The organism is Enterococcus sp. AZ080 (genome assembly GCF_051714945.1).
GTDB lineage: Bacteria > Bacillota > Bacilli > Lactobacillales > Enterococcaceae > Enterococcus_B > Enterococcus_B pernyi.
The window spans coordinates 2,566,014-2,580,277 of sequence record NZ_JBIOSV010000001.1; the positions used below are offsets into that span (position 1 = coordinate 2,566,014).

Genomic DNA, 14,264 nt, shown 5'->3' on the forward strand with positions numbered 1-14,264 from the left:
TAGAATCTAATTTGGGGGAGATTCGTATGATCGAAATCTATTTTTTTGTTAATCCATTGGGGAAAAACTGCTTTCATTTAGAGCAACAGCTCGTTCAATTTATTGATGAGGAATATGGAAAGAAGCCGAAAGACAAAGTACAATTTCGTTTTCTACCACTAGTTAACTTGCAGACAATCGGGGATGTCATGCAGACTAACGGGATTTCTCAAACTAATCTTGAAGAGCGCAACAAACTATTTTCCATTACTTATTCAGCCGCATTAGATTGCAAAGCTGCGCATTTTCAAGGAAAGAAAAAAGGAAGACAATTTCTTAGCCGTTTACAAGAAGCAGTCAGTTGTAAAAAAATTCCATATTCTCAACAGCTTTCTGAATCGATTTTTTCAGAAATTGGAGATCTAAACATGTTCAAAGAAGATCGCCAATCTGAATTTGTCAAAGAAGCATTTTTCTCAGACCAAAAAATGGCCCGTGAAATGGGAATAAAGAAACATCCATCTGCTGTTGTTTATAATTATAATCGTGAACAAAATTTTGGAGTATTAGTTGAAGGCATGAACAGTGTTCGCCAAATCATGGCGATCTGTCAAGGAAAAGAAGACAGCTATCAGCTGTTTGAAAGCCATCCATTGCAAGCAACGAATCCACAACTTCATTCCGGAAATAGCCATTTATCTTTGCTTTCAAATTAAATAATAGATGTGTGTATCACACAAAATAAAAAGACACAAAACAAGGTAAACTGTTTTATGTCTTTTTTACTATTTTTTCAAATCAAATATATTGTATATGGTTAAACATTTCCTACAATATGAATACGGAACCTTTGACTTGACGTACCACGACCCTCTCCTTCGGTAGCAACTAATTTCTGACCTTGTGAAGGAGCCCCATTTTCAATATCCAGTACTTTACCTGTTTCAGTATTTTGTAATACAAAAAGTCCATCACCTAAAAGTTCATCTACACCTACTTTATACAATCGCCAATTTGAATTTAGACCTGTCGTTGCAATTCTTGGATTTCCTTTGCTATCAAAAGATTTTTCGGATACAGATAAGGATGGCTGATTTGATAAACCCGTTGAACTGATGAGGATCAGTTGAGAGAGTGTACGTCTCAGTAGCAACATTATAAAACATATTCCATTTTTGATTCCATGAGTTAGCACTATTATATATAATCACTTGGTCTAAATTGCTTTGATCCCAATCCAATACCATTCCTCTATTCATTTCACTTTGAATCTTTACAACTTTGTTGTTAAAGTAGTTAGCAACATTAGATCCTGGTATATTTTCTTCTATGCCTGCCGAGACTGTTTGATTTCCTCCTACTACTCCTAATGCCGTTACTACAAACGCTCCTACCATTAACTTTGTGAACACTTTCATTTTTTATTCCCCTTTTTTGTTTTTGTCTTTTTTCGTTTTTCTTCGATTTAAATGAAATACAGCTAGCGAAGGATCAAAGGTTACCTACTACTCTAAGAATAAATCGTTGACTAGCAGTTCCAGTACCCTGTCCTTCACGTGCGACTAGGCCTTTCGTGTCGTACGGGCTACCATTTTCCAGATCCAATACTTTACCTGATTCAGCATTTTTTAAAACATAAACACCAGCACCCACAGCATCGCCTACTCTGTACAGTTTCCAATTTACTTTTAATCCAGTCGTAGCAATCTTTGGATTTCCTTGACTATCAAAAACTTTGTCAGATACAGCCAATTCTGCTGATCTGATATAGCCGTTGATCTGGTGAGGATCAGTTGAGATAGTATATGTATCAGCACTAGAATCATAAAACATATTCCATTTTTGATTCCATGAGCCAGTATTATTGTACATGATTACTTGGTCAAGATTAGATTGATCCCAATCCAACGCCCTTCCCAAATCCATTGCACTTTCAATTCTCACCACTTGATTTTTAAAGGTGTCCGCAACATTAGAACCTGGTATGTTTTGATCCAAATCTGCCGAGACTGTTTGACTTCCTCCGACTACTCCTAACGTCGTTGCTACAAATGCTCCTAAAAATAATTTTGTGAACACTTTCATTTTTTTGTTCCCCTTTTTGTTTTTTTGTTTGATACAAATCGATTTGTTGAACACAGTATGCCATGTTTTTATTTAGTAAATTTATTTTGAGTGGTAATACAACACTATTTATTTTTTATTTAATAAGTGCGTTAATTATAATAAAAAGCACTTATTTTATAGGCTTTCTTGCTTTTTCACGCACAATGAAAAGTAAATTTACTATGAATTTTTTCATGTTTTTTATTTTTATTATTAAACATAAAAATATATTGTTTTTCAACTGTATAAAAAAGAGAATCATCGGTTACTTGAAACACCTACAATTCTCTAATTATTTCTGTTAAATTATAAATGATACACACTGCCGGACTAATTTCCTTAAACAGCAGACTGATCCTTCTTTCTTTTTTTATTGACAACAACTAGTAAAACCAAGCAGATAAGAAGACTAATGATTCTCAGTGCAGGAGTAAATAATAGGAAGATCATCAAATTAGAAAACCCTTGAACAATGGTAGAATCCGATTGATACAATTTGATCCAAAGGCTCTGCAAACACGCTCACATGGCGATAGACATATGCAGTAAATAAATACATAGCCACACCTACTCCTACTATAAGGATATTTTTTATTGATTTCGACAATTTCTGTTCCTCCATCTAGTGTTTATTGATCGGATTTCTCTTTTTGTTTCCATAATCGATCAATAAAAATTTCTTTGCTCTAACTAGAAATCCATTTTATCTTTAAATAACAAATCATAAAAAATATGTACATGTTTCTTTCTAATTAGAAAAGCTGTAGACATTCATATATCATCTCCTAATTCGTTAATCAACATTCTTCATCTCCTCACATTTATAACATAAGACAACATATTTATCCTATAAAAATCCATTGTACTACTAATAGATCACCCACTCAAAAAAGGAGTAAAAAAGGGTTACCCTCTCATTACTCCTTTTCGCTATCAAATAATCGTAGTCAATACGCTGACTTATTCCATCATCTGCTTTTTGATCCCCGCAACATCCAACCCAAATTCTTGTTGCAAGAAATCTGGTGTGCCAACTTGACCAAAACGTTCATTGACACCGATTCGTTTCAGAGGAACGCCAATCCCTTCTTCTGCAAGAACTTCAGCGACTGAACTACCTAAACCGCCAGTAATCGAGTGATTCTCAATGGTTACGATTTTTTTCTTACCAATTGCTTCACTGAGGATCAACTCTCGATCAATCGGTTTGATGGTAAACATATCGATCACTTCACAGCTGATTCCTTCTTCCATCAATTGTTCGGCTACTTGCAATGTTTCAGAAACGAGTTGCCCTGTTGCAATCAGCAGATAATCCGTCCCTTTACGCAAAACATTTCCTTTGCCTAATACAAATGTTGAACCTTTCTCATAAACAGGCGTGACGCCTTTACGATTTCCTCGTACATAATGGATTCCTGACATTTGATGAAATTCTTTGATGATCCATGCCATTTGTACGTCATCTGCCGCATCACATACTACGGAATGAGGGATGGCTTTCATTAAGGCCACGTCCTCCCAAGTCGTATGAGTTCCCCCATTGTGCCCTGCAGCAAATCCCGGATCTGAACCATAAATATTGATGGTATTCCCGCCGTAGCCACCTGAAATAAACAGTTGATCAAATACCCGGCGTGTCGCAAATGGACCAAAAGTATGGATAAATGGTGTGTACCCCGTTAAACTTAATCCTGCTGCGACGCCAACCATATTGGCTTCGGCAATTCCCATATTGATAAAGCGGTCAGGGTGTTCCTTTCCAATCGCTGTCCAACCACTTGCAGATCCTAGATCAGCATCTAACGCAATGACTTTCTCGTCTTTTTCCATCAATTCATTGATGGTTTCCACGACACAAGTTCGTAATTCTTTTTCGATCGCTGTCGATTTAGTTAAATGGAACATCCCTTATCGCATCCTCTCGATTTTTTCTTCTAATGTTCGGATTGCTTGATCTGCTGCTTGATTGACTTGTTCCGTATTGAATTTTACGGAATGATTCGCGCCTAAAGTTTCAAAATATGGAACCCCTTGTCCCTTCACGCTATCAAGTACAAGACAAACTGCTTGATCAGTCACTTCTTTACATTTGTTGATTGCAGCATCAATCGCTTGTATATCGGAACCTTTTACTTTTAAGGTATAGAAACCGAATGCTTCCATTTTTTTCTGTAAATCGAACGGGTCAAGGATGTCCTTTGTTTCTCCATCTAATTGCTTTTTATTATCATCGATGATCACGATACAATGATTTAATTTAAAATGAGCGATATATTGGAATGCTTCCCAACACTGGCCTTCATTCAACTCTCCATCTCCCACGATCAAGTACACATAGTTGTCTTTGTTAGCCTGCTTAAAACCTGTAGCGATCCCCGCAGCTATTGAAGTCCCTTGACCTAAAGAACCCGTAGTTGCATCAACACCAGGTGTTTTTTGGCGATCCGGATGAGAAGGCAGTCTTGTTCCACCTTCATTGATCGTCAGTAACCATTCTTTGTCAAAATAACCAACATTTGCTAAAGCACTGTATAACCCAGCTCCTGCGTGTCCTTTAGATAAGACCAACCGATCGCGTTCTTCCCATTGTGGATTTTTAGGATCGACCTTCATCTGCTTACCGTATAAGACGGCTAACAACTCAACGATCGAAAATGAACCACCTAAATGCCCTTGCCCCATATGTTTGATACTGATTAATGTATCTAATCGTATTTTAGTTGCTAATAATTCCAGTTCTTTTAGCTGCTCTTCCTTGATGGTCAAAATGATCCCCCCTTACTCTGCGACTGTATCTGATTTTTTACTTTTCTTTAAAAGTGTCAAACCGATCAAAACAGCAAGCACAGCGACCACACCAGAAATAACTGCAATTTGTCCGCCCATATTTGCTAAGTTTCCTAAAAAGATTCCTGAAACACCATAATCTGTATCTGAGAAAGTCGAACCTTGGAACCCGAGATCGCCCATTACTGGCATCAACAAGATCGGCATGAAACTAATGATGATCCCGTGGATAAAGGAACCGATGACCGCGCCACGTACGCCCCCAGTGGCATTTCCATAAACACCGGCTGTCGCGCCACAGAAGAAATGAGGAACTACGCCAGGAATGATCACTGTTGTCCCGGTAAAGACCATAATCACTAAACTAACTAATCCACCAACAAAACTTGTTAAAAAGCCAATCAATACGGCATTTGGTGCATAAGGGAACACGATTGGACAATCCAACGCTGGAATCGAATTCGGTACTAATTTTTCAGAAATTCCTTTAAATGCAGGAACGATTTCAGCTAAAATCAAACGTACACCGGCTAAGATCACAAAAACACCTGCGGCAAATGAACCCGCTTGTTGTAACGCATAAATAATATAATTCGTGCCATCGCTCAATGTGGTAGTAATATAGTCACTTCCGGCAAACAACGCAACGATCACATAGACGATTGCCATCGTAATCGTGATACTTACTGTTGAGTCACGTAAAAAAGCTAACCCTTTAGGAAAATTGATGTCTTCTGTTGATTTTTCTTTATTTCCAACATATTTACCGATCAAGCCACTCAATGCGTAGCCAAAGTTCCCTGTATGACCTAAAGCTACAGAGTCATTTTTTGTGATTTGACGTGTAAACGGTTGTGCGATTGCTGGAAAAATCGTATTACAGATGCCTAGCGCTAACCCACCGAATAAAATCAGACTAAACGTACTCATTCCTGTTACACTTAAAATGACTGCAATCATACATGCCATGTATAACGTTGCATGCCCTGTCAAATAAATGTATTTGTACCGAGTGATTCTCGCAATCAAAATATTGAATGCCATCCCCGCTAACATAATAAGTGCTGTATATGTTCCATAGGTAGTTAGAGCTAACGCTACTATCGCTTCGTTATTAGGAACAACTCCTTGCATATTGAATGCGACTTGAAACATTTCTCCAAATGGCGCCAACGAACTTTCTATGACCCCTGCACCAGCTGTCACAACCAGAAATCCTACAAAGGTCTTGATTCCGCCTTTAACAGTCGTTGCCACATCTTTTTTCTGCAACATATTCCCCAATACAGCAATCAATGCCACTAAGATTGCTGGTGTACTCGCAATATCGATCAATAGATCTAAAATACTATTCATTTATTTTTCCTCCCCCAAAAAAATTTTTTATAGTAATCCTTTTTGTCTACATGTCTCCGCTACTTTTTCTTTCAATTCATCTAGATCGATGATACTCTCCAACACGACGATTTCACCTAAATGTTGTGCGCTATCTGCTAAATCTCTACCGATAAAAAAGACATCTGCTAATTCTGGTGCTGCACTTCCTAGATCGTAATGAGCAACTTCCACTCCACTTACCCCTAGATCATTTAATACTGAATTGATATTCATCTCCACCATAAAACTGGATCCTAATCCTGAACCACATACTGCTGCAAATTTCATTTTTCATCTTCCCCTTCTTTGATTACATGGATGATTTCTTCTACATCTTTCGCTTCGAGTAATGACGCTAAACGTTCTTTATTCGACAAAATTTTCGTCAAGCTAGCTAAAGCTTTCAAGTGCATCTCGTTGTCCACTGCTGCTAAACAGATAAATAATTGGATGGGATGCTTTTCATCGTCGCTCAATAAGACTGGATCAGTTACCTTCAGTAATGACATCCCAATTTCTTTCACTCCATCTTCTGGTCGTGCATGAGGCAAAGCAATTCCTTTTCCGATATGGATAAAGGGCCCATGTTCCATGACCTTTTCGATCATCGCCCCCACATACTTTTCTTCGATTTTATTGGTCGTTAACAAAGGCTGAGCTGCCTCGGTGATGGCTTCTTGCCATGTCAGTTGTTTGTCCGTAAATTGTATGGTTTCTTTTGTTAATAATTCTGATAACATCGGCCGTTGATCTTCCCTTCTGTTCAATTCTTTGTTTATTTTTCTCTCGACGATCTGTCGCAGTTTCCTCTTTGTCATTCCCTCTTTCAAATCAATATATGGAAAAATCACTTCCAAAATTTCTTCGATCGAATGCACACCTCTTTCTGAAACATAAAATGCTTGTTGGACCTTTTTAACTAATTCATTTTTTTCTAAAGGAGTCATGATGGGTTTCACAACATAACTGGTCACCGGTGTTTTTAGTGGGACACTGGAAAACACCATATCAATGTCTTCCGAAAAACGAAGCATCTGATATTCTTCTGTTGATCGTGCTGGCAAAAATTCGATTTGTGGAAATAGCTCTTGTAATTCCGATTCCATGATCAAGCCAGAGCTGATGCCACTCGGGCAGACGATCATCGCCTTTAATCGTTGGTAATGATGTCGCTCCTTTTGTTTTCTGATCTCTCCACCAAATAAAATCGTAAAATAACCAATTTCTGTATCCGGAATCTCGCCAACTAATTGTTTGAGTGGATAAAGCGCTAAACGAGTCAATTCAAATAATTCTCGATATTGGGTTTTGATTTCATCGATCAACACATTATTCAATGTGAATCGATAGCGGATACGAAAATAAGCGGGAACAAGATGATAAAAGAAATTCATCAATAATTTCCGATAGTCAACAAACCGGACAGCGGATAAACGTTCCATCTCATGGATGACCTCTCTTGCACATTCCAATAAAAATTCTACAGAGTGATCCTCGATATCGCCTTGTAAAACAGTTTTTAACAGCACAGTCAAATAGCATTCTTCTTCTACTTGATTTTTGATTTGACCAAAATCTGTTAAAAATTTTTTGCTTGCTTGATAGACATTCAAAGAGGTCAGCATCTCTTTATCTTTTTCAGTTAGAAAAACTGCTTTTTTTGTGATCCGTGACAATAAAAAACTAATAAAATACAACATTTCCTCAAAACGACTAGGAACGATGATTAAATCAAATTCCTCTAAAATACGAAGCAGGCGGTCTCTCACCACAACATAATTCGTTCTAGAAATGCCATAGATCCCTTCAAAAAGTAACCAGTGGCCGTTCTTGGTGTCTGTTAGTACTCCCACAGTTGAATAAGCTACGCGGCGAACATCAAGTTCAGCGCCATCTATGTAGAAGCCTTTTTTTCTCGAATAAATCAGTCGAATGTCTTCCTCTTGGAGTTTCATTCTTAAATTTCTGACATCTTTTAAAACTGTATTCTTACTTACATTGAATAATTCTTGAAAATAATAAACAGATAAGTCATCAACCATCGAAAAAGCAAGAAGATAGATCAAGGCTTGTCTTTCCTCTTCAGAAAAATATAGTTCCTGTTTTGACACTTCGAAGAGGACTTCAGACCATCGTCGTCGAATCGCCTCTGGAACCAGTATCTCCTCTCCAGAGATATTTATTTTTTGCCCTAGCTTTTTTTCACAAAAATGATTGATTTTTGTTAATTCTATTTTTAGAGTCTCTTCCTCCAAGTTCGTCAGTCTTATCAATTTTTGTCTGTTCGTTTCCTCAAACAGATAACTCAAGCGGTAATTGATCATTCCCGTCCCCCCATTTCAACTATAATGACTTTTTACTGGAAACGCTATCACACTTCAGCCCAATTTGACTCGTGCTTTTTCCATTTTGATGGACCGAACAGAGTCAACGACGCAGCCGTGTATTAAAATTAAAATAAAAAAAGTAAGTCACCAGAAAAAAATCTTGCAAAAAGAAACAGCGAAATCCCAAAATAGGAAAAACGATTTCCGGATTTCACTGCTTATTCAGTTGCCTATTTTGGCACTCCCTTTAACTCTCACTTAGCAACAATAGCAAGCTCGTTTTACGCTGATTCAATCTCGTCGAATCAGTTTTCGATCCTTTATTTCATAGACTTGATCTGCCACTTGTTGAACAAAATAAGGGTCATGCGAGGTAAACAAAACAGTTCCATGATATTGTTTCAAAAAATACTCTAGCGCATTCATTGTCCGCAGATCAATAAAATTAGTCGGTTCATCTAGAATCAATACGTTGGAAGGCTTAGCAAACAAGGTTGCTAGTGACAGCCGTGTAGCTTCTCCTCCACTTAACGAACAAACTGATTGTTGGATAGCCTCCGGTGAAAAGCTTAAATGGTGTAGCATACTTCGGATCAAACTTTCTGGATATTCGGTCTGACGCATCAAATACTGTAGGACGGTCAGATCCTCAACATAGTGATAATCCCTTTGCTCATAGACAGCAAAAGTAACTTTGGGACTAAGCTTCACTCCATTTTTTTGCTGTAAGATGTGTCGTAATAAACTAGATTTCCCACTGCCATTCGATCCAATAATCGCGATATTTTTCCCTAGTGCGAAGGCAAAGTTAACTTCATCAAGCAGGATTTTTTCATCATAATGGATCGTCACTGATTCACCTACGACTGGGAACTTATTGTGTAAAACAGTTGTTTCTGACTGCGGGAAATCAATCGGATGCTTTTTTTGTACTCTTGCGACTTCCGTTAATTTTTCTAAACGTTTCTCCATTGACTTCGCCGCTTTCATTATCCCTTTTTGACCACTTTCTTTTTGTTTTGTTCCTGACAAACGATCAGGTTTCCGACTGTTTTTATTACTTCTGCTTTTTTGATTGGAAGATTGTGCCATTTTTTTGGCTTGTTGCTCTTTTTTGATCATGCTATTTTCTAATTTTTTACGTTCTCTCAAATAGTCATCATGCGCTCTTTCTTGAGCAATTACTTCTTGTTCTTTTTGCTTTACATAATCATCATAATTCCCTGTATATTCTTTGATCGTATGTCCCGATACTTCCCATATTTTGTCAGCTAATTCATTGAGAAATAAGCGATCATGGCTAACAAAAACTAAGGTTCCATAATAATACCGAAGTTCTTCAATCAACATTTGCACGCTTCGTTGATCTAAATGAGTGGTTGGTTCATCTAACAACAAACCTGTCGTGTACGTAGATAATACTTGTGCCAAACGATATTTCGTTTCTTCACCACCACTAAAGTGAGCCATTTGATTGGGAACTCGGAAACGGCTGAGTAACTCAAAATCGATTTCTTCGACTAGATGCTGACCAACGGTATCGATCTGTGCAAAATATTTAAAATCAATCCTTCGATCTACTCTTCCTTTTTCTGGTAGGATTTCTCCAGCTAATAATTTAAGTAACGTCGATTTCCCGCTACCATTATCTCCGACGATACCGATCCGCGCATTCTCATAAATCGCTTGCTCATTGATTGTTAATACTTCTTTTCCGTTATACGTAATCTCAATCTCTTTTAATAGCATTGCTAATGCTTCCATTGTTTGCACTCCTTTTGTGCAAATGAACATCCTTCTAACGGAAACACAAAAAAGAAGCAGCCTGTGAAAGACTGCTTCTTCAAGAATTTTGTCCATACTAAAAAAGCATAGAAAAAAAGCAAAGTTCCCGTGAATTGTCATTTACAAGTTATTTTTAAACGATTCAATTAATTGTTTAAAAATACTTGATCCAAATAAAACAACCACATGGCACATCGCTCCTTTTCTCTAATTACATTTATTTTATCATGATTGAAACCGTTTGACAAACGGTTTCAAGGTTAATGAAAGATACTATATTGAGTAATTAGATGGTAGCATTGCTTCTTGACCTCTGATCTATTCAAACTCAAGAACTATGTGATGACCAACAGTGATTTGATTGCTTTTCGTTCATCCATTGCCTCATAAGCAGCTTGAACTTGATCTAACTCGAATTGTTGCGTAAAGACTTTACCTGGTTCGATTTTATTTGATAAGACTGCTTCTAATAGTGCAGCTCGGTCGTGAGTCGTCACAGCCGCAATCCCTCCACGTAAACCGATATTACGATAAAACAAAGCGTTCGTATCCAACTCATCTACGTGAGGGACGCCAACACGTCCAACAACCGCACCTGGTCGGCCTACTTTTACAGCCGTTTCAACTGCTTGTTGTGTCCCTACACATTCTAACACTGCATCTGCGCCGGCACCTGTTAATTTCATGACCTCAGCGATTGCTTCTTCTCCACGAGCCGCAATGATATCCGTTGCTCCAAATGTCAAAGCTAGCTGTTGACGGTCTTCATGTCGACTCATCGCAATGATTTTTGATGCGCCTAACAATTTTGCTCCAATGACTCCACATAACCCTACAGCTCCATCTCCGATCACAACAACTGTATCTCCTTCTTTCACCTCAGCACTCACTGCTGCATGATAGCCCGTTGCCATAACATCTGCCAACGTAACAAAAGAATTTAACATATCATCGGAATAATCTTCTGGTTTACCAGGGATTTTTACTAACCCCCAATTCGCATTGCGATAGCGAATATACTCTGCCTGATACCCTGTTGAACCTGAAGTATCTGATAAACAATCACCATCAAACCCAGCTAAACAGGCCTCACATTCCCCACAACCATGGGTAAAAGGCACAATAACAAAATCACCCGGTTCAACGTTTGTAACATCTTCTGCTACTTCTTCTACGATACCAATCGCTTCATGTCCCGCAGCAGATCCTGCTTCTTTTTTAGAGATACCACGATACCACCATAAATCAGAACCACATACACTTGCACGTACCACACGAATGATTGCTTCGTTCTCTTGATTCAATTCTGGCTTAGGCATTTCTTTGATAGCCATTTTCCCTGGCTCTAAAAATACTGTTGCTTTCATAGCTTCCACTCCTTAGATTAATTGCTTCTAGTATATCCCCTTGAGTCAACTCCAAGTCAAATAAAAACAATTATAGCCAGTCTTTTTCCAATAAGCCGGAAGAAAATGAACTCGCTTTTATATACTCGTTATGGTATCATAACTCTGAAAAGAGAGCGTTGTATCAACAACCCTCTCTTCAGATAGCACCGTTTTACTGGTGGCTAGCTTGGTTAGTTACAGAAAATAACCGTTAAACTCGCCAAAGTTTAAGGAGCGGTTATTTTTTGTTGTCTTTGTCGCTGACGATCAAGACCAATGTTGCAAACGACAATGCAAACGACAATGCAAACATCAATGCCTCAAACACAGACATGCTTATTCCTTTCTAGGAGAAAGCCACAGATCAACAATTGTGATAGGTAAGTCTTTGTAGTTATCTCCAACTTTTCCCCCACACCACACCATGCATGAGAGTTTCCCCTCACATGGCGTTCCATCAAATAACTATTCTTTAATCGCTTCTAAATTACATTTCTTACGATATGTATTTATCTTCTTCAATTGTTTTCCATCCAGTTGAAGATTATCTACATACCATTTAATCGTCATGTTAGTTGTTGCATGAATTAATCTATGCACTTCTTTGGACACTATTACTAAGTTTTTATATTCATCCGTTCCACCAAGGTTTCTCGGAAGAACGTGATGACAATGAACCCTTTCTGCAAGGAGAAATTCACCTGTGATAGCGCAACACCCCTTTTGCATGGAGTATTTGGAGATGCGATTATCCATGTATTCCATGCTATTGTATTCAGTGGTGGAATACATCAGGGCATTGATTTCCTTATTAATCATATTATCAAGATATTCATGTTCTAATAATTTCCTGCCTTTGGCAGTATAGTTGCATTTCTCTTGAGTAAAGTTCAGGGCATTTTGAGTTTTTATGTCAGCAATAGGGTAGAGGTTTACTTTTTGAATCTCGAATGTACGATAGTTATTTTTGAAGTATTTCTTGTAGGTGATACTCTGGTTTCTGGGGACACCCCGCTTGCCAGTAGTTTTTAGACGATTGAATATAGTCTTATTAAGACGATAGGCAATTTCTCTGAAGTCTGTATTTACATGAGTTGTAATTCGGTAATAATTTTGTATCCCTAAGATGTATGAGTTGTATTTAACAATACTTTCGTAAGTCGGAGATTTTTGTATATTGATAATATGTTGTCTTAACTTTTCCTGGATTGTCTTTTTCTTTTTGTAGGATACAGATGTGTTGGCAACATATCTACTTCTCTTTTTAACTGCTTTAAGAGAGAATCCTAAAAACTCCGACTTATTTCTTCTCAGATTAGTAATCGTAGATTTTTCGGGTGATATATCAAGGTTCAATCTGTCTTTGAGATAACCTCTGACTGCGTGGTAGATACGAATTGCTGATTTGTGGGAGTTGGTGAAGACTTTGAAATCGTCTGCATATCTTACGATATACATTTGTTTCAATTTAGAAGTCCTTTTTAGAGCTTGTACTTTTCCGCCTTTTTGTGCATAGGTGTGTCTTGTTTTCATTTCTTCCCATTGGTTAGCTATCCACCAATCTAAGTCATTCAAAACAATGTTGGATAATAGTGGTGATAGAATACCTCCTTGTGGTGTGCCCTTCGCAGGTATACCCTCCCCTTTAATAGGCGCTTTTAACATTCTGTATATTATCGCTAATATTCGTTTATCCTGTATACCAATGTTATACATTTGCTTCAAGAGTTTTGAGTGGTTAACATTATCAAAGAATCCTTGTATATCAATATCTACTATATGGTGTAATTTACCTATATTAATAAAGAACATACTTCTAGCCATTGCATCATGTGTACTTCTATTTGGTCTAAAACCATATGAGTGAGCGTAAAATTTCGCCTCGCATATAGGTTCTAATACCTGTTTAATACATTGTTGTATTAACCTATCCTTCATGGTTGGTATGCCTAATGGTCTTTTCTTACCATTAGATTTAGGAATCCATATTCTGCGGACTGAATTAGGTTTATAGTTATTAAAATTATTTCGTATCTCTTCGATAAATTTCCCTTCATTTTCATACTTGTAATTATCGATTGTTAGCCCATCAGTGCCACAAGTTTTTGCCCCTGTATTCGACTTTATTGTTCTATATGCTAGTAAGATATTTTCTCTAGAAGTAATAATGGAGTATAAATCTATCCCCTTCGTATTACCTTCTTGGCTTCTTTTATAAAGTTCATCGAAAGTATCTTGCATACCATAGTATTCCGCATATCGTATAGCTGTACTTACTGGTGGTTACCTCCTTTGGTATTTGTCCCACCGTCTTACTCGACCTTGTAAGTTTCATTTATGAAGCAGTTAAATGTAATTATATGACTTGGGACTATCCCTCCACGTTTATTATACGTTTCAACGGTACTGTGTCCCTACTCTCACAAAAGTAAATGAATTTCGGTTCGTAGAACCTTATATCAACAATTCCGTTAGTAGCCGTTATATGAGTGTCTTTTGCTTTCCATGTTCC

Annotated in this window: 12 protein-coding genes; 1 reads left to right on the forward strand and 11 read right to left on the reverse strand. The window is 37.6% G+C overall.

Annotated elements, in window-relative coordinates; translation table 11 throughout:
* Positions 1-26 precede the first annotated feature (26 nt).
* Entirely contained in the window at positions 27-695 is a 669-nt protein-coding gene (locus IGK01_RS12205) for a DsbA family protein (RefSeq protein ID WP_023520411.1), read from the forward strand.
* A gap of 101 nt (positions 696-796) precedes the next feature.
* Here IGK01_RS12205 and IGK01_RS12210 read toward each other — a convergent pair whose 3' ends face one another.
* From IGK01_RS12210 to ltrA, 11 genes are all read right to left on the reverse strand, one after another.
* Entirely contained in the window at positions 797-1,135 is a 339-nt protein-coding gene (locus IGK01_RS12210) for an RICIN domain-containing protein (RefSeq protein WP_438840790.1), read from the reverse strand.
* On the reverse strand, positions 1,038-1,397 hold the full coding sequence (locus IGK01_RS12215) for a hypothetical protein (RefSeq protein ID WP_438840844.1): 360 nt from the start codon (positions 1,395-1,397) through the stop codon (positions 1,038-1,040). The genes IGK01_RS12210 and IGK01_RS12215 overlap by 98 nt, the downstream gene beginning before the upstream one ends.
* Positions 1,398-1,470: 73 nt before the next feature.
* Positions 1,471-2,064, reverse strand: coding sequence for an RICIN domain-containing protein (locus IGK01_RS12220; protein WP_438748698.1), 594 nt, complete (start codon positions 2,062-2,064; stop codon positions 1,471-1,473).
* Positions 2,065-3,045: 981 nt separating this feature from the next.
* Positions 3,046-3,993 carry a transketolase family protein gene (locus IGK01_RS12225; protein WP_023520416.1) on the reverse strand — a complete coding sequence of 316 codons (948 nt, stop codon included), beginning with the start codon at positions 3,991-3,993 and terminating at the stop codon, positions 3,046-3,048.
* A 3-nt stretch (positions 3,994-3,996) separates the two neighbouring features.
* Positions 3,997-4,854, reverse strand: a complete 858-nt coding sequence (locus IGK01_RS12230) for a transketolase (protein ID WP_010734250.1) — start codon at positions 4,852-4,854, stop codon at positions 3,997-3,999.
* A gap of 12 nt (positions 4,855-4,866) precedes the next feature.
* Entirely contained in the window at positions 4,867-6,231 is a 1,365-nt protein-coding gene (locus tag IGK01_RS12235) for a PTS ascorbate transporter subunit IIC (RefSeq protein ID WP_010734249.1), read from the reverse strand.
* A 27-nt stretch (positions 6,232-6,258) separates the two neighbouring features.
* The gene (locus IGK01_RS12240; RefSeq protein WP_010734248.1) at positions 6,259-6,540 is read right to left on the reverse strand and encodes a PTS sugar transporter subunit IIB; all 282 of its coding nucleotides are present in this window, start codon (positions 6,538-6,540) and stop codon (positions 6,259-6,261) included.
* On the reverse strand, positions 6,537-8,576 hold the full coding sequence (locus IGK01_RS12245) for a BglG family transcription antiterminator (protein ID WP_438840791.1): 2,040 nt from the start codon (positions 8,574-8,576) through the stop codon (positions 6,537-6,539). The genes IGK01_RS12240 and IGK01_RS12245 overlap by 4 nt, the downstream gene beginning before the upstream one ends.
* A gap of 294 nt (positions 8,577-8,870) precedes the next feature.
* Complete coding sequence (abc-f, locus tag IGK01_RS12250; RefSeq protein ID WP_010734246.1) at positions 8,871-10,343, reverse strand: ribosomal protection-like ABC-F family protein; 1,473 nt, start codon at positions 10,341-10,343, stop codon at positions 8,871-8,873.
* Positions 10,344-10,699: 356 nt separating this feature from the next.
* A complete protein-coding gene (locus IGK01_RS12255; protein WP_023520418.1) occupies positions 10,700-11,731 on the reverse strand; it encodes a zinc-binding dehydrogenase in 1,032 nt (343 codons plus the stop codon).
* A gap of 486 nt (positions 11,732-12,217) precedes the next feature.
* Positions 12,218-13,993: a group II intron reverse transcriptase/maturase gene (gene ltrA, locus IGK01_RS12260; protein WP_438840792.1), complete on the reverse strand. Its 1,776-nt coding sequence runs from the start codon at positions 13,991-13,993 to the stop codon at positions 12,218-12,220.
* Positions 13,994-14,264 lie beyond the last annotated feature (271 nt).